Here is a 16,997-nt window from a genome sequence, read left to right as displayed (position 1 = left end):
CGATGAGAGTTTCACGACCCACCCTCCTTTCCGTGAGCAGCCGTGGAATGCGGTGGGAGCGTGGACGCGAGCCATTCCTGGATCGCCTGGGCGGTCCGGAGTGAGTCCGTGCCGACCATGGCGAAGTGGTCGGACGGTACGGTCCTGAGATCGTGGGTGGGCTCGAAGGGGTGCGCCGGCCCGCGGTCCGCATCCGGGCCGGAGCCCGCGAGCGCCTTCTCGGCCTGGACGAAAAGGACCGGCGCGGCGACCGGGTCGAAGGTCAGCTCCGACATCACCGCGAGCCAGCGCCCCATGGCGGACAGCCGGTCGCCGGTGATTCCGCCGAATCCCTGGTCATCGGCGAATATCCGGCGCAGTACGTGGCCGACGGGGGCCGCGGCGTCGCCGGGCCGGAATGTGTCGAGCATGACGACCGCGGCGGGCCGGATTCGGTGTTCCGTCTCCAGATGGTGGGCCACGGCGTAGGCCAGCGCTCCCCCCGAGGAATATCCCAGCAGGACGAACGGACCGCCTTCGGCGGCTTTCCGCACGCATTCGGCCGCCACCGCGACCGCCGCACCGGCGGTCGCGGGCAGTTTCTCGTCCGGCGCGAATCCCGGCAGCGGCACCGCCGAGACGGGCATGGTGTTCTGGAAATGCGCGGCGAGCCGCGCGTGCTGATGCACTCCGCCGTTGGCCATCGGCGAGCTCAGGGCGATCAGCCGGGCGCCGTGCGGCCCGTCGGCCAGGGGTGTCGGCGCGGGAACGCGCCGCAGATCGGCGACGGAGGCGAACGTCGGCCTGAGGTCCGCCACCGCGCGCATGAGGTGGAAGGCCTGCTCCGTGTTCCCCTCTTCCGCGGCGCGCCGCACCAGCAGGCGGACGGAGTCGGAGTCGGAGTGCGGTGCCTTGGCCGGCGGAGCCGTCTCGCGGGCGCCGTTCACCAGGCTTTGCTCGCTCATCGCGCCGCTCAGCCACTCGGCGAGTGCGGCGGGGGTCCTGGCGTCGAACACCGTCATGGGGGTCAGACGCAGTCCGGTCGCCTCAGCGAGCCTGTTGCGCAGTTGGGTCGCCGAGAGCGAATCGAACCCGCTCTGCAGGAAGGGGCGGTGGAGATCCACGTCGGAGGGATCGCGATGACCCAGCACGGCGGCGGCACGGGACCGCACCAGCTCCTGGAAGATCCGTGTCCGCTCGGTCGCGTCGAGCCCGGCGAGCCGCCGGCGCAACGAGTCCGGTGTCCCGGCGCCCGTCCCCGCACCGGCCGCACCGGCCTCGGCGGCCGTGGTGCGTGTGCTCGGGGGCCGTACGATGCCGTGCCAGATCGGTGCCGGCAGACCGGACCGCAGCGCCGTGAGGTCGATGCGCACCGCGGCGAGCAGCGCCGGGCCCGCGGTGAGGGCGGCGTCGAAGAGCGCGAGCCCGTCCTGGTCGGCCAGGGCGCCGATACCGCTCTGGGAGAGCCTGTGCCGGTCGGCGTCCGTCATCGCGCCGGTCATGCCGCTGGCCCGCTCCCACAGGCCCCATGCCACGGACACGGCCGGCAGGCCAAGCGCCCGGCGGTGTGCCGCCAGCCCGTCCGCACAGGCGTTGGCCGCGCCGTAGTTGCCCTGGCCGGAGCTGCCGAGCAGGCCCGCGACCGATGAGAAGAGGACGAACAGGTCCAGGGGGCGGTCCCGGGTGAGCTCGTGGAGATGCCGGGCGGCATCGGCCTTCACCCGCAGCACCGCGTCGAGCCGCCGCGCGTCCAGCGAGCCGATGACGCCGTCGTCGAGCACGGCCGCCGCGTGGACGACACCGGTCAGCGGATGATCCGGGTCGATCCCGGCCAGCACGGCGGCGAGGGCGGCACGGTCGCCGACGTCGCAGGCGACGATGTCCACCCGGCAGTCGGCGGCGGCCAACTCCTCGCGCAGCGCCTCGGCCCCGGGCGCGTCGGGCCCCTGCCGGGAGACCAGCAGCAGATGGCGCGCCTTGTACCGGTCGACCAGGTGCCTGGCCAGCAGCCCGCCGAGGGTCCCGGTCCCACCGGTGATCAGTACCGTGCCCTCCGGGTCCAGGGTCACCGGTTCGCCGCCCGCCGCCTGCCGGGCCAGCCGGGGCACCAGGAGCGAGCCGGAGCGGATGGCGCATTCGGGCTCCCGGAGGGGCACGGTCCCCTCGAACGACGCCGGGTCGTCGGTGTCGGCGAGGACGAAGAGGCCGGGGTCCTCCCGCTGGGCCGAGCGCACCAGACCCCACACGGCGGCCTGGGCGGGATCGACGTCCTCCCGGTCCGCCGTGGCCACCGCACGGCTGGTCAGCACCACCAGCCCGGCACCCCGCGCCGCCTTGTCCCGCAGCGCGGTCAGCACCCGGGTGAGCGCGGTCCGCGGGTCCCGCTCCGCGCTCACGTCCAGCACCTCGCGGCCGTCGGCCGACCGGGGTCCTGCCGCCGTCCAGTCCACCCGGAACAGCGACTGCCGGGCGACCGTGTCCTGCTGGAGCCGGCCGCCCGCCAGGCGGCGGGTGATCAGGGAGTCCACCCGGGCGACCGGGAAACCCCGGTCGTCGGCGATGTCCAGGGCGGTGCCACCGGTCCGTTCGTCCGGCCACAGGCGCACCCGCAGCGCCGTGGCGCCCGTCGCGAACAGGCTCACCCCCCGCCAGCAGAACGGCAGCGCGGGACCGGCGGAGTGGTCGTGGGCCAGCGCCGTCGGGTGGAGCGCCCCGTCCAGCAGCGCGGGGTGCAGGGCGAAGGGGAGCGGCCCCTCCCGCAGGTCCTCGTCCAAGGTGACGTCGGCGAACAGCTCGCTGCCCCGCCGCCACACCGCGCGCAGCCCGCGGAAGGCCGGGCCGTGCACCACACCGGCCTCGACGAGAGGTTCGTACACGGCGTCCAAGGGCACGGGCCGCGCGTCCGGGGGCGGCCAGGAGGCCGGTGCGAACCCGGCGGACCCGGGGGGTTCCACATCCGGCGTGACCACCCCGGTCGCGCACGTCGTCCAGGGCTCCTGCCCCTCGTTCCGCGCGTACACCGTCAGTGCCAGGCGCTCGCCCGGCTCGGCCGGTGAGGTGTCGCCCACCCGTACCTGGACCTGGACACCGATGTCGTCGGGTACGGCCAGCGGGGCCTGGAGGATCAGCTCCTCGACCCGCCCGTGGCCGAAGTGGTCCCCGATGTGGGCCGCCAGCTCCAGCAGCGCCGTGCCCGGGAGCACCGCCGTGCCGGCTATCCGGTGGTCGGCCAGCCAGGCGTGCTCGGCCACCGAGATCCGGCCGGTGAACACCGCGCCACCGGCACCGTTGTCGGGGTGCTCGACGAGCGCCGCCAGCAGCGGGTGGGCGACACTCCGCTGGCCCAGCCCTGCCGCGGACGACCGCGTCGCCGCGTCGAGCCAGTAGCGGCGGCGCTGGAAGGGGTAGGTGGGCAGGTCGATACGGCGGGCCCCGCTGCCGTCGAACCGGCTCGCCCAGTCGACGGCCAGCCCGCGCACATACCCCTCGGCCAGCGATGTCGTGAACCGGTCGGCCCCGCCCTGGTCACGGCGCAACGTGGCCAGGGCGAGGCCGGCTTCGCCCACCGTCTCCTGGATCGCGGCGGCGAGTACGGGCCGGGGGCCGGCCTCGACGAAGTGGCTGAACCCCGCCGACGCCAGGGTCTCCACGGTCGGCGCGAACCGCACCGGCCTGCGGAGGTTGTCGTACCAGTAGCGGGCGTCGGCCTCAGGGCCCGCCATCAGCCGGCCGGTCACCGTCGAGTACCAGGGGACACGGGCCGGTCGCGGGCGGATGTCGGCAAGCTCGTTCAGCAGACGGTCACGGATGGGCTCGACGTGGACGGAGTGCGAGGCGTAGCGGACCGGGATGACCCGGGCCCGTACCCCCTCGGCCTGGTACTCCCCGGTCTGGTACTCCTGGGCCAGCGCGGTGATGGACGCGGTGTCTCCTGCCAGGACCAGGGAGGAGGGCCCGTTGTACGCGGCGACGCTCACCCCGGGCATTCCGCTGATCCGCTGCTCGACGTCGGGTGCCGACTCGACGGACAGCAGCAGACCGGTGCCGGCCAGGGAGGAGCAGAGCGTGCTGCGGCGGACGACCGTACGGGCGGCGTCGCGCAGCGACAGCACGCCCGCGATGTGCGCGGCCGCGATCTCCCCCTGCGAGTGGCCGACCACGGCGTCGGGCACGACGCCGTGGGACTGCCACAGGCGTGCCAGCGAGACCATGACCGCGAAGAGGGCGGGCTGGACGACTTCGTCCCGGCGCAGGGCCGACTCGTCGCCGAGGACATCGGTCAACGACCAGTCGACGAACTCGGCGAGCGCGCGCTCGCACTCCGCCATCGCGGCGGCGAAGACGGGGGAGGAGCCGAGCAGTTCGACCCCCATGCCGACCCATTGCGCGCCCTGGCCGGGGAAGACGAACACCGTCCGGCCCCGCAGGTCCGCCTGACCGGTCACCGCGGCACCGGGCGCCCCGGCGGCGAGCGCGGCCAGGTCGTCCCGGTCGGCGCCGAGCACGACGGCGCGATGGTCGAGCCGTGCGCGCGTGGAGGCCAGCGAGTAGCCCACGTCCGCGGGTTCGGCCCCCGCCTCAAGGAGGGAGAGCACCCGTGCGGCCTGGTCGCTCAGCGCCTGTGGTGACGCCGCCGAGAGGATCAGCGGCACCCCGGCCGCCGGTCGGCGCGCGACGGTCGCGTCCTCGTCGGCCGTTTCGCCGTCCGGCGGGGCTTGTTCGACGATGACATGGACGTTGGTGCCGCTGATCCCGAACGCGGAGACGCCGGCGCGGCGCGGCCGCCCGGTCTTGGGCCAGGGCACCGGTTCGGTGACCAGGCGCACCGCTCCCGCGGTCCAGTCCACGTGCGGGGTGGGCTCGTCCACGTGCAGGGTCCGGGGCACCTCTCCACGGCACAGGGCCATGATCATCTTGATGGTGCCGAGAATGCCGGCGGCGGCCTGGGTGTGGCCGATGTTCGACTTCACCGAGCCCAGCAGCAGCGGGCGGTCGCGGTCTTCCCCGTAGGCCTCCAGGATCGCCCGCGCCTCGATCGGGTCGCCCAGCCTGGTGCCCGTGCCGTGGGCCTCCACCACGTCCACATCGGCCCCCTGGAGCCCGGCCTGCGCCAGGGCGCGGCGGATCACCAGGCGCTGCGCCGGGCCGCTGGGGGCGGTCAGACCGTTGGAGGCGCCGTCCTGGCCCACGGCCGTGGCCCGGATGACACCGAGGACGCGGTGGCCGGCCCGGCGGGCGTCGGAAAGGCGCTCGAGGACGAGCACCCCGACCCCTTCCGAGAAGCCCGTCCCGTCGGCCGCGGCGGCGAACGCCTTGCACCGCCCGTCGGCCGAGAGGGCCTGCTGCCGGGTGAACTCCGTGAAGGTGGCGGGGGTCGACATGACCGTCGCCCCGCCGACCAGCGCCAGCGAGCACTCCCCGTCCCGCAGCGAGCGCGCCGCCAGGTGCAGGGCCACCAGCGAGGAGGAGCACGCCGTGTCCACGGTGAGGGACGGGCCGCGAAGCCCCAGCACATAGGAGATCCGGCCGGAGGCGACACCACTGGTGTTCCCGGTCACCGTGCCGCCGTCGGCGTCCTCGGCCGTTCCGGCGCAGCGCGTTATGTAGTCGGAAGCCATCATGCCGACGAAGACCCCGGTTTCGCTGTCCCTGAGCGAGCCGGGGTCGATCCGGGCGTGTTCGAGCGCTTCCCATGCCGTCTCCAGCAGCAGCCGCTGCTGGGGGTCCATCGTCACGGCTTCCCGCGGGGCGATCCGGAAGAAGTCGGAGTCGAACCAGGCGGCGCCCGGCAGGAAACCGCCGCGGGAGGTGCACGAGGCGCCCGGGGCCAGGTCCCAGCCGCGGTCGGAGGGAAACCCGCCGATCGCCTCCTCCCCGGCCGCCAGGAGGTCCCAGAACTCCTCGGGCGACGCGCCGCCGCCCGGCAGCCGGCACCCCATGCCCACGACGACGACCGGATCGTCCTCGGCGGACCGGGAGCGGAAGGGCGCGTCGTGCCGCTTGCCGGTCTCGCCGGTCTCGCCGCTGAGGAGACCGGTCAGGTGCCGGGCCAGCAGACGCGGAGTGGGCAGGTCGAAGGCGATGGTCGTCGGCAGACCGAGTCCGGTGGCCTCGACGAGTCCGGCGCGCAGCCTGACCGCGGTCAGCGACTTCAGCCCGTACTCCGTGAACACCTGGTCCGGGCCGATCCGGTCGGAGCGTCCGAGCACCGAGGCCAGGAGTTCGCCCACCAGATCCAGCGCCGGCGAAAGCCGCTCGGAGGGGGGCAGCGCCAGGACCCGCCGGGCCCACGGCGTACGCGTGGGCGCGCCCCCGCGGTCGAGCAGCGTGACGAGGCGGCTTTTGGCGATCTTCCCGGTCGGGGTGCACGGCATGTCGTCGAGCACGACCAGCTCGACGGGGATCTTGTACTCGGCCACCCCCTTGGCGGCCAGATGCCCGGTGATCTCGTCCAAGGTGACGGACGCGCCCTCGCGCAGGGTGACGGCGAGGCACGGATACTCGCCGAGACGGTCGTCCGGACGGCCGACGACGGCGATCAGCTCCAGACCGGGCAGATCGTCGAGCAGCGCCTCGACCTCCGGTGCGCCGAACTTCACCCCGCCGACGTTGATCACCTCGGCGTCGCGGCCCCGGAAGGCGATCGTGCCGTCCTCGTTCACGCTCGCCAGGTCACCGGTCCGCAGCCAGCCGTCGTCGGTGAACGCGTCCCGCGTCAGCTCCGGGTCCTCGAAGTACCCCTGGAAGACCGACGGACCGCGGAACTGGAGGTCCCCGGTCTCGCCCGGGGCACACGGGCTGCCGTCCTGCGCGACCACCCGCGCCCGGCCACCGGAGACCGGGCGGCCGATGCTCTCGGCCGCCGTCTTCGGCGGGTCGTCCGGCCGGGTGTACAGGCCCGCGCCCAGCTCGGACATGCCCCAGTGGGTGACCATGCGCGCGCCCAGCAGCCGCCGGGCGTCCTCGACCAGCGTGGCGGGCACGGCCGCGCCGGCGGCCCGCACCTCGCGCAGCCGCAGCCCGTCCGCGTCGTCCGTGTCGCCCGTGTCGTCCGACGAGCGCAGCCGGGAGACGACATCGCGGAGCTGCGCGGGTACGGCGAAGAGCACGGTCGGGTCGCTCTGCCGGGCCAGCGTGAAGAAGTCCGCCACGTCCCACCGGCGCAGCAGCGCCTGCCGGCCCCGCGTCACCAGGCTGAGATGGACCGACAGGAGACCGAAGAGATGGCTGAACGGGCTGCCGCTGACGATCGTGTCGGTGCCGAGCGCCTTGCCGTCGGCGGCCACGGCGGCCGCGTTGGCCAGCAGACCGTGGTGGGTGTGCACACAGATCTTCTGGCGGAGCGAGGTCGTGCCGGAGGACGGGAGGAGAACGAACGGATCGTCCGGCGAGACCCGCACCGGCAGCGGCCCGGTCCCCTGCCAACGGCGCACCAGCGCGTCCAGGGACAGCACATCGCCGCTCCCGTCGCCCTCCGCCCCGTCGGTGACCAGTACGCGCTCGAGCGCCGTCGCCCCCTCCAGGAGCCGCCGGACGAGCTCGCCGCACGGCGGGTCCTGGTGGCCGGGGGCGAGGACCAGCGTCCCGGCCCGGGTGCGCTCGAGCAGCGAGCGCAGCTCCTTCACCCCCAGGCCCATGTGCAGCGGGAGCATCACGGCCCCCGTGGCGGCGACGGCGACATGGACGGTCAGGAACTCCCAGCAGTTGGGCAGGCGCACGGCGACCACATCGCCGCGTCCGACGCCCAGCTCCTGCAGGCCGCGGGTCAGCGCGTCCGCCTCCGCACGCCACCGCGCCCAGGACCGGTATCCGCCGTCGGTGAACACGGCGGGTTCGTCCGCGGCGGCGTCCGCGGCCGCGGCGAACAGTGAGGGAAGCGTGTCACGCATGCTCACTCCAGACGTCGTCACCGGTCGGACCCGAGCGCGCCGCGCAGCACCTTGCCCATCGGGGACCTGGGGATGCGGGGCACGGCCTCGATGCGCCGGATCTTCTTGTACGGCGCCACCCGCTCCGCCACGTACGCCGACACCTCGTCGAGGGGGACCGGGGCGCTGAGGACCACGTAGGCCTTGGGGATTTCTCCGGCGGCCTCGTCCGGGACGCCCACGACGACGGCGTCGCTGATATCCGGGTGGCCGAGCAGGATCGCTTCGAGTTCGGCGGGCGCGACCTGATGGCCCTTGTACTTGATGAGCTGCTTGCACCGGCCGGTGATCGTGACATACCCCCGTGCGTCGCCGCGGCCGATGTCGCCGGTGTGCAGCCAGCCCTCGGCATCGGCCACGGGGACGACGCCGTCCGGCCCCTGCAGACAGCCGGGGGAGATCTGCGGACCGCGGATCCATATCTCGCCGGAGGCCCCGTTCCCGACGTCGAGGCCGGTGTCGGGGTCGACGAACCGCGTCTGCGTGCCCGGGACGGGGACCCCGATCGACCCCGGCGGGCTGGGGCTGCCGTCGGGCGGGGCGTGGGTGCAGCCGGCCGCCTCCGTCATGCCGTAGCTCTGCACGACCTCGGCCCCCAGGACGCGTGCGCAGGTCTCGGCGATCGCCAGGGGGAGCGGTGCGCCGCCCGAGTGCAGCATCCGCAGGCTGGAGGTGTCGTACCGCTCGACGCCGGGGAACCGGGCGAGCTCGGCGAGCACGCTCGGGACCACATAGGCGACCGTGACGCGGTGCCGCTGCACGGCGTCGAGCAGGTTCTCGGCGCTGAACGGTGTGGCCAGGGAGACGAGCGTGCCGCGTGCGCGCAGCGTGCGGTTCATGGCGATCTGCATCCCGTACAGATGCCGGAACGGGGTGATGCCCAGCACCACGTCGTCGGCTGTCAGCCGGTGCACGAAGTCGACCTGGAGGATGTTCGCGGCGAGGTTGTGATGGGTCAGCACGATCTGTTTGGGCGTGCCCGAACTGCCGCTGGACGCGGCCAGCAGCGCCGTCCGGGCGCCGCCCTCGGCCGCCTCGGCCGCCTCGGTGGCCGTCTCCGCGCCGAGCATCCGGTCCCAGTCGGCTGCTTCGACCGTGGGGGACGCCGGCCGGGTGCCGCCTTCCCCGATGACGAAGACGTGCCGGAAGGAGTCCGCGAAGGCCTGCCCTTCGAGCTTCTGCCACACCGTGGCGGTCACGACCGCGAACCGTGGCCGGGTGTGCGACAGCGCCGTGTGCCACTCGTTCCCGCTGCCCAGGGGCTCCAGGGGGAGGACCACGCCCCCGGCCCACAGCGTGCCGTAATAGGACGCGATGAATTCGCCGCTGTTGTCGCAGACGATCGCCACGCTCTCGCCGGGGCGAAGTCCCCGGCGCCGCAGGGCGGCGGCGAACCTGCGTCCGGCGAGCAGCAGATCCTGGTACCGGTGGGTCCGGCCGGTCGGGTGCTCGATCAGCGCGACCCCGTCGCCCTCTCCCGTCCCCCAGACGACGTCGGCGAGGTTCCGCCGCCCCACGGCGGCCTCCGCGTCCCACCCCACGCCCGTCACCGGGGGCTCCAACCGCCGTCGGGAACCGTCATCGTGAACGCGCCGCAGCTGAAGCTGAGACCGAACGCCACCAGAAGGCCCACTCCCGCCGGACGGTGCACCTGCTCGGCCACCATCAGGGGGACCGAACACCCCAGCGTGTTGCCGTGGTCGCGCAGCACCCGGTAGGACGAGGCGACGGATTCGGCGTCCTGGGGATGGCCGAACTGCTCGCACAGGGTGTCCAGGATGCGCACACTGCCGGTGTGCAGGAGCAGCACCGAGGCGTCACGGGGGTCGGACAGGGTGCAGGACTCGTCGGCCAGGACCATGCGGACGGTTTCCCGGGCGTAGAAGGATCCGCGCGGAGTGACGTCGGGGCCCAGCGTGTAGGCCCGCCGCCCGTGCACCACCGGAATGTCCGACCCGCCGTCGGGAACGGTGCCGAGCTCGGCGTCCTCCGGCCGCTCGTTCGTCAGATTGGACACCGGGCCGAACGACGGTCCCTCGCCCTCCGCGCCGAACAGCATCGCCACCGCCGCGTCCGCGAAGAGAAAGCCGTGCAGCACGTTCACCGTGTCCTGGTGCTCGTCCTTGGCGACTTCGGAGAAGTGCGAGTAGAAGCCCGGAAGCTCCGGGGACAGCGGTGTGATCGCTTCCATGAAGCAGACGAGGACCCGTTTGCCGGGATTGCAGCTCAGATACCAACGGGCCGTGTCGACGACCTTCGACATCGCGGAGCAGCCCATGTACTCGATGCTCAGATTGGCCGCGGTCCGCGGCAGTTCCGGCATCCGCGCGAACACATCGCACACCAGGCTGGGCAGCAGCCGGCCGGGGGTGCTTGTCACGCCCAGCACCAGACCGATCGACTCCGCCGGCACATCGGCCTTGGCCAGGCATTTACGGGCGGCGCCGACCGCGAGGTCGACCGCGAGCGTGTCCAGTTTCGGTTCGGCGCCCTGGAAGAGGACGTCCGGGTAATTGGCGAGGACCGAATGCCTCTTCTCCACCCCCAGACTGCCCAGCATCGCCGCGAGCTTGTCGGAGCAGTGCCCCCGGCCGGCCTCGAGTAATTCCTCGGTCGAGTACACGGGGCGAGGCATTTCGGTGGCGATCGAGATGAGCCGGGGATCGATTCCGGTGACGGCGGTCATGCACTCGCTCCTGTTTCTCGGGGGGAGAGCGTCACGTGTATCCGGTCGTCGGCCGCGTCGTAACGGGCCAGCGTCACCTGGTTGTCCAGGCGGTGATCGGCGGTGGGCAGATCGGGGCGGAAGAAGAAACCGCGAGACTCCCCGCGCGCCATGGCCGACCGTGTGTATGCCTCGGCCAGGATGAGCAGATCCATGTCCTCGTTGTCCGGCGTGCCGTCCGCCCGCCGCCGCGCCCGTTCACTCCGGCACCAGCGCGCGAACCGCTCGGCCGAGGCCAGGGAGAATCTGCTGTCCTGAAAGGCGTCCAGACGGTGCCTGATCTCCTGGCGCAACGACGCATCCGGACCCGGCTGGGCCGGCCCGGCACCGAAGTCGGTGTCGGCGACGCCGGTCGACCGGCTCGCCAGCGCGTCGGCGAGCATACGGCCCTTGGCGAGGAACGACGGGAAGGGTTTGCCGGAAATCGAGTCGACGGCCAGGCCGTAGGCGCATTCGCCGGTGGCGTGGACATTCCGCACGGTGGGGGCCAACCGCGTGGCCATGCCCCCCATGCTGAATCCCCTGACTGGCCCGAGCCGGAACGCACCGTCCGCCAATTCCACGGTGTGCGGCACATCGAGGTTGCGGGTCCAGTAGTGCGCGAACACGTCCACGTCGCACCGGTCTCCCTGGTACGCCTCGAGCGCCTTCTCCAGCTCGCTCGCCCGCTCCCCGGCCCGCAGCAGCCGGGGCTGCCCGTCGAAATCCGACGGGTAGAGGGGGCGGCCCAGGTCCGGGAGGCCCAGCGGGAACCGGTTGAACAGTTCGAGACTGGCCAGCCGGCCGCCGTGCCGCGCATAGGTGCCCAGCAGACACCCGGTGTTGCTGCCGACCCCGTCCGCGAACAGTCCGCAGAACCCGCCCGACGCGAAGACCAATTGGGCGCAGAGAATCCTGCCGGGCACGCCATGGTGTTCATAACGCACACCCAGACAGACGTCACCGTCGACGACGAGATCGGTCACCCGCCCCTGGATGACGGTCCCGCCCAGTTCCTCGAACCGTGCCAGCACCGCGTCCACCACACTGCCGCCGCCGCCCATGTGAATACCCGGTTCGGCGAGGCGCGGATGCAGATAAGGACCGAAGGGCCCGTATTCCACCAGCCGGGTCAGTTCCTCGAATTCCTCGGCGACATACGTGGCCATCATGGGCGCGTAGGCCGGGTCCTGGGTGCCGGAGCCGTCCGCGAACACTTCCGCCGCGGGCGCGGTGGCACAGTCGAAGACCCGCTGTTCCACCAGACCGAACGCCCACTGCCGGGATGTCGCCGGCGCATGCTCCTCCGTGGAGATCAGCACCGTCTCCACATCTCGCTGAGCCAGCCGGTAGGCCAGCCAGGCCCCCGCGATACCGCCACCGATGACGGCCACCTCGCTGGTGCGGAGACCATCCCGACTACCGGGCATCGAGATCACCCACAACCTCGTCGCGCCCCTCGCAGGGAGCGGCGAGCACCGCCGCCCTGGCCCCGGTGTCCACACTCTCTCCCAACGGCGAAGCAGCCGACTCGAAGCCGAGATCCCGTCCCCGGGTCTCGGCGGTGTGCCAGACCACGGCGGCGCTGACCAGGCAGGTGGCCAGCATGTACAGCGCGACCAGCCAGGGGGCGTCGCCTCCGGCGGCCGACAGCAGAAGCGCCCCGATCAGCGGCGCGAGGCCGCCACCGACGACGGCGGCCAACTGGTAGCCCATGGACACCCCGGTGTAGCGGGTGCCGGTGCCGAACATCTCGGAGAACAGCGCGGGCACCGGGCCGAGCAGCGAACCCATCGGCAGCGGCGCGAGGATTCCCAGCGCGATCAGCATCAGCGGCAGCGACCCCGTGTTGATCAGCGCGAAGACCGGGAACGCCATGGCGCCGAGGGTGAGCGCCGCGCCCAGGAGGACCGGACGCCGTCCGACCCGGTCGGACCAGGCCGCGGAGACCGGAATCGCGATGGCCGCCGCGACGCCGTTGACCAGCTGGCCGATCAGGATCTCGGTGCGGTCATAGCCGACGTCCTTCGCGAAGCTGATGGTGAACACGCTGGTCAGGGCCTGGGACACGGTGGCCCCGAAGACCACGAAACACGCCTGGAGCAAGGGCTTGGGCTTGCGCAGGATCTCCACCAGCGGTCTGCGCACCACCGCCTTGCTCTCCTGGACCTCGGCGAACAGCGGGCTCTCGGTCACCTTCAGCCGTACGAACAGACCGATCGTGAGCAGGGCGGCACTCAGCAGGAACGGAATCCGCCAGCCCCAGGACAGGAACTGGTCGTCGGGCAGGGTGGAGAACAGCATGAGGGCGAGCGTGGACAGCACCGTGCCGGCCGGCCCTCCCATCTGCACCAGGCTGGTCAGCAGTCCGCGCCGGCGCGAGGACGCGTGCTCGGCGGTCAGCAGCGCGGCCCCGCCCCACTCGCCGCCGACGGCGACACCCTGGACGAGCCGCAGGACGATCAGGAGCGTGGGCGCCAGGTTGCCGACCTGGTTGTGCGTGGGCAGAAGCCCGATGAGCGTGCTGGCGATGCCCATCATCGCCATCGAGACCACCAGCATCGTCTTGCGGCCGAGCCGGTCCCCGAAGTGGCCGAAGATCGCCCCGCCCAGGGGGCGGGCCAGATAGCCGACGGCGAAGGTGCCGAAGGAGGCGATCGTCCCGGCCACGGGGGAGAGGTTGGTGAAGAAGAGCTTGTCGAACACGAGGGATGCGGCAGTGCCGTAGAGCAGGAAGTCGTAGTACTCGATCGTGCTGCCGAGCCAGCCGGACAGCACGACGCGGCGGATCTGCGCACGGTCTTCCGTGCCGGACCCCGGGTCGAGCTGGGACATCGCGATACCCCTTTGCCTGTGCGGATACGGTCGTGCGTGGACGTTGATCCGGACTGCGGGAGCGTGGGGGCGTCAGACCGGCCGGCAGGTCTCCCGGTAGTGGGCGAGGGCCCGGTCGACGAGTTCACCGGCGGCACCGGTGTAGCGGCCGGGGTCGAGCAGTTCGGCCAGTTCGGCCGCGTCGACGTGGCCGGCCAGACCGGGAAGGTCCAGCAGGACCGCGCTCAGCGGTCTGCCGGTGCGCGTCGTCTCCGCCGCGGCCCGGCTCATCATCGACTTCGCCGTGGCCTTGCCGACGGCGGGCGCCAGCACGGCGGCCAGCCGCTCGGTGATCAGCAGGCTGCCGGTGATCCCCAGGTTCCCGCGCATCCGTTCGGGGCGTACGCTCAGCCCTTCGGCCAGCTCGACAGCGGTGTGCGCGGCGCCTCCCGCCAGGCGCAGACACTCCCTCATCGGCTGCCACTCGGCGTGCCAGACCCCTGCGGGCCGCTCGTCCTCGGCCAGCGTGGCCTGGGCCAGCACCATGGCGAGGGCGGGGACTTGAAGGGCCGCGGAGCGAATGAGCGTGGCCAGCGCCGGGTTCCGCTTGTGCGGCATCGCCGAGGACACTCCGCGACCCGCCGCCACCGGCTCGGCAACCTCGGCGATCTCGGTGCGGGAGAGCGTCTGGACGTCCACGGCGAACTTGCCGAGCGCCCCGGTGACCTCGGCGAGCGTCGACCCGATCCGGGCGACGGGAGCGCGCGCCGTGTGCCAGGGCAGCACCGGTTCGGCCAGCCCCAGCTCGGCGGCGAAGGCGGCGATCAGCTCCTCCCCGTACCCCGCGGCGCACCCGCCCCCGGCCTTCCCGCCGTCACCGGGAAGAGCGTCCGTTCGGTGCTGGATACGGGCGTACTCCAGATAGCCCGCCAGGGTGCCCGCCGCACCGCCGAGCTGGGCGGGCAGCTGGGCGCGCAGCCCGCGCAGCCGCTCCCCGGCCTCCAGGACGGCCTGCAGCCAGCCGGCCGCCTTCAGCCCGAAGGTGACGGGCACCGCGTGCAGCGCGAGGGTGCGCCCCGGCATGGCGGTGTCCCGGTGGCGCTCGGCGAGCCGGGCCAGTGCCGCGGTCACCCGGTCCAGGTCGGCCAGGATCAGCCCCGTCGTCCGGTGCGCGACCAGCATCGCCGCGGTGTCCATGATGTCCTGGCTGGTGGAGCCCCGGTGGACGTACTCGGCCGCGTCCGGGTCGGTCACGGCCACGGCGGCGGTCAGTTCCTCCACCAACGCCACCACCGGGTTGGCGGCGTCGCGGCCGCGGCGGGCCAGGCGTACGAGGTCGAGCCGGCCGGCCCGGGCGGTACGGGTGATGGCCTCGGCGGCCTCCTCGGGCACGACACCCAGCCGGGCCTGGGCCCGGACGAGACCCGCTTCCGAGTCCAGCAGCGCCTGGAGCCATGCCTCGTCACCGGTCGCGGCCTCCGCCGGCGTGCCCGCGCGCACCGGGGACAGCAGCCCGGAGTCCAGGCCGCGCCCGGAGGCCGGGGAGGGGGCGTCCCGCGAGGTCATACCGAAGCCTTCGTGGTCTCGGATTCGCTCCCGGACACCTCCGTGGCCAGGGAGAGGGCGGCCCGGGCGATGGCATCGGCGTCGCTGAGCGTCACCGAATTGACGCCCGGACGGATACCCGCGGCGGTCACCCAGTGCACCGCTTCGGTGGGCACGCCGAAGGCGAACCGCCTCGGATGCGGCCGGCCCGCCGCGTCGAGCAGGTGGAAGAGGCCCTCGGTCACGTCCAGGCCGCCGGTCTGGTAGGCCGTGCCGTCGGGATTGGGTATCCGGTGCGGTCGGCACTGGCCGCTGGCCATCAGGTACGTCAGCAGGGGGTCGGCGGTCCTGCGCACGTCGATGTCGGGCAGCCGGGCGTCGACGAGGACCGTGGTCCACACCTCGGACCCCGGTACGGAGCCCGCTTTGACGGCGAAGACCCCGGCCTCCTCGTCGGCGTGCGCGGTCACATCGGGGCCCAGGATCTCCAGCAGGCCCGCCTCGATCAGGGCCACGGCCTCCTCGATCCGCTGTACGGGCGGGCCTATGGAGAGGAAGGCGTTCAGCGGCGTGTACCACCGCTCCAGGTCCTGGCGGTGGGAGCGGCCGGTGAGACCCCGGTTGTCGACCAGCAGCCGCACCTCGTTCCGCAGATCGCGCAGGACGTCCAGCGCGGCCTTGAGCGGACCGCTGACATTGCCCGCCCGCGCCTCGGCGATGTCCTGGCGCAGGTGGTCAAGCACCCAGCCGCGGAAGTCGGCCGGGCCGGTGAACTTCCGGTCGCCGTACGGGCGGGCCATCTGCTCCCAGTCCCATCTGCGGTCGCGGGGGAAGCCGAAGGTGTCCAGGAGCCGGGACTCCGCCGGTGTGCCCCAGGGGAGGGCGAGATAGCGTCCGCGAAACGCCTCGGCCGCCCGTACGCCCTGTGCGGCCGCGAGAAAGGTGGTGTAGTAGACCGTCTCCACCTCTTTGGCCACCAGCGGCCATATGTCGCGACGGAACTCGATGCCACCGTCTGCCGCCCGCGCGCGCAGGCTCTCGACCACCTCGGGGGTGAGGACGACGGGAACGTGCCGCCCGTGCGGGCCCTTCTCGTTCTCGCCCCGGGAGTGGAAGGGGACTCCACGCCGCGAACCCGCGTACAGCCGCGGCTCGTTGCCCGACGGGAGGTAGGTCAGGGAGCCGTCCTCCTCGCGCTCGAACCGGCCACCGCGCCCCACGGTGAACAGGGCGATGTAGTCGAAGGCGCAAAGGCCGAGCCCGAGGAGGGCGACGAGCTCCTTGGGGCGCACCCGGCCGAGATCCGCGTCCGCCGGGTTGGCCGGCGGGATGTACAGCAGTCCGCGCTCGGCCGCGAAGCGGCTCAGCGCGGCCTCACGCCCGGTGGCGGCCGTGGGCAGATGGCCCTGGGCGAGCACCACCGTGTGCAGGCCGTCCAGGCGGGTGCCGTCGTCCAGATGCACCGTCTGCAGATCACCGGCCCCCTGGGCGTCTTCCCCGGACGCCGTCGCGGGGGGAGCGTCGTCGTCCAGGGCGACGGCGCGTGCCCGGTGGACATGGACCTGGACATGGTCCGGGGCTGCGCCCACGACGCGTTGGAACACCCATTCCAGATAGTGTCCGTAGAAGGCCCGGCTCGGATACGAGTCCGGCCCCAGGGCGGCGGCCTCCTCGAGGACGCCGGGCCCGTACTGGTGCCCGTCGATGGGCCCCATCAGGGTGAGGAACCTGGCCCATTCGTACAGGCTCGGGCCGGGGGACAGCGGACCTTCGAGGTCCACACTGGTGTCGGTGAACATGGTCACCTGCGAGGCGACGGTGTTCATCAGGAGGTGTCGCGACTGGGCGGTGCGCCACACCTTGCCCGCCCCAGCCGGATGGGGATCCACGACATGCACGGAGATCCGGGTGTCCGCCCCCGTGTGCCGGGCATTGGCACAGACTCTCTCCAGCACCGAGAGTCCCCGAGGCCCCATGCCGATGATGCAGATGTCGAGTCGTCGGCCAGCCATTACCTTCTCCAATGG

7 protein-coding genes are annotated in these 16,997 nt (G+C 72.7%); all 7 read right to left on the bottom strand.

From position 1 onward, the window contains the following. Positions 1 to 11: 11 nt before the first annotated feature. The gene (locus tag ACFZDL_RS02205) at positions 12 to 7,868 is read right to left on the bottom strand and encodes a type I polyketide synthase (protein ID WP_353590999.1); all 7,857 of its coding nucleotides are present in this window, start codon (positions 7,866 to 7,868) and stop codon (positions 12 to 14) included. Positions 7,869 to 7,885: 17 nt separating this feature from the next. Beyond that, positions 7,886 to 9,457 (bottom strand): AMP-binding protein, encoded by a 1,572-nt coding sequence (locus ACFZDL_RS02200; protein WP_353591000.1) that lies wholly within the window; start codon positions 9,455 to 9,457, stop codon positions 7,886 to 7,888. Beyond that, positions 9,454 to 10,593, bottom strand: coding sequence for a 3-oxoacyl-[acyl-carrier-protein] synthase III C-terminal domain-containing protein (locus tag ACFZDL_RS02195; RefSeq protein WP_353591001.1), 1,140 nt, complete (start codon positions 10,591 to 10,593; stop codon positions 9,454 to 9,456). Before ACFZDL_RS02195 ends, ACFZDL_RS02200 begins: the two co-directional genes overlap by 4 nt. Continuing rightward, complete coding sequence (locus ACFZDL_RS02190) at positions 10,590 to 12,041, bottom strand: FAD-dependent oxidoreductase (protein ID WP_353591002.1); 1,452 nt, start codon at positions 12,039 to 12,041, stop codon at positions 10,590 to 10,592. Before ACFZDL_RS02190 ends, ACFZDL_RS02195 begins: the two co-directional genes overlap by 4 nt. Continuing rightward, a complete protein-coding gene (locus ACFZDL_RS02185; RefSeq protein WP_353591003.1) occupies positions 12,031 to 13,446 on the bottom strand; it encodes an MFS transporter in 1,416 nt (471 codons plus the stop codon). The genes ACFZDL_RS02190 and ACFZDL_RS02185 overlap by 11 nt, the downstream gene beginning before the upstream one ends. Before the next feature lie 72 nt (positions 13,447 to 13,518). Continuing rightward, positions 13,519 to 14,991 carry an adenylosuccinate lyase family protein gene (locus tag ACFZDL_RS02180; protein ID WP_353591004.1) on the bottom strand — a complete coding sequence of 491 codons (1,473 nt, stop codon included), beginning with the start codon at positions 14,989 to 14,991 and terminating at the stop codon, positions 13,519 to 13,521. Further along, complete coding sequence (locus ACFZDL_RS02175; RefSeq protein ID WP_353591005.1) at positions 14,988 to 16,982, bottom strand: FAD/NAD(P)-binding protein; 1,995 nt, start codon at positions 16,980 to 16,982, stop codon at positions 14,988 to 14,990. Before ACFZDL_RS02175 ends, ACFZDL_RS02180 begins: the two co-directional genes overlap by 4 nt. Positions 16,983 to 16,997: the final 15 nt, after the last annotated feature.

It is taken from the genome of Streptomyces sp. NPDC007917 (assembly GCF_042959105.1).
Lineage (GTDB): Bacteria > Actinomycetota > Actinomycetes > Streptomycetales > Streptomycetaceae > Streptomyces.
This window is presented reverse-complemented; position numbering and strand designations above follow the sequence as displayed.

Excerpts from the sequence above, each read along its gene's own strand:
- ACFZDL_RS02175 (WP_353591005.1), bottom strand. The coding sequence starts at position 16,982 with ATGGCTGGCCGACGACTCGACATCTGCATCATCGGCATGGGGCCTCGG.
- ACFZDL_RS02190 (WP_353591002.1), bottom strand. The coding sequence starts at position 12,041 with ATGCCCGGTAGTCGGGATGGTCTCCGCACCAGCGAGGTGGCCGTCATC.
- ACFZDL_RS02185 (WP_353591003.1), bottom strand. The coding sequence starts at position 13,446 with ATGTCCCAGCTCGACCCGGGGTCCGGCACGGAAGACCGTGCGCAGATC.
- ACFZDL_RS02205 (WP_353590999.1), bottom strand. The coding sequence starts at position 7,868 with ATGCGTGACACGCTTCCCTCACTGTTCGCCGCGGCCGCGGACGCCGCC.
- ACFZDL_RS02180 (WP_353591004.1), bottom strand. The coding sequence starts at position 14,991 with ATGACCTCGCGGGACGCCCCCTCCCCGGCCTCCGGGCGCGGCCTGGAC.
- ACFZDL_RS02195 (WP_353591001.1), bottom strand. The coding sequence starts at position 10,593 with ATGACCGCCGTCACCGGAATCGATCCCCGGCTCATCTCGATCGCCACC.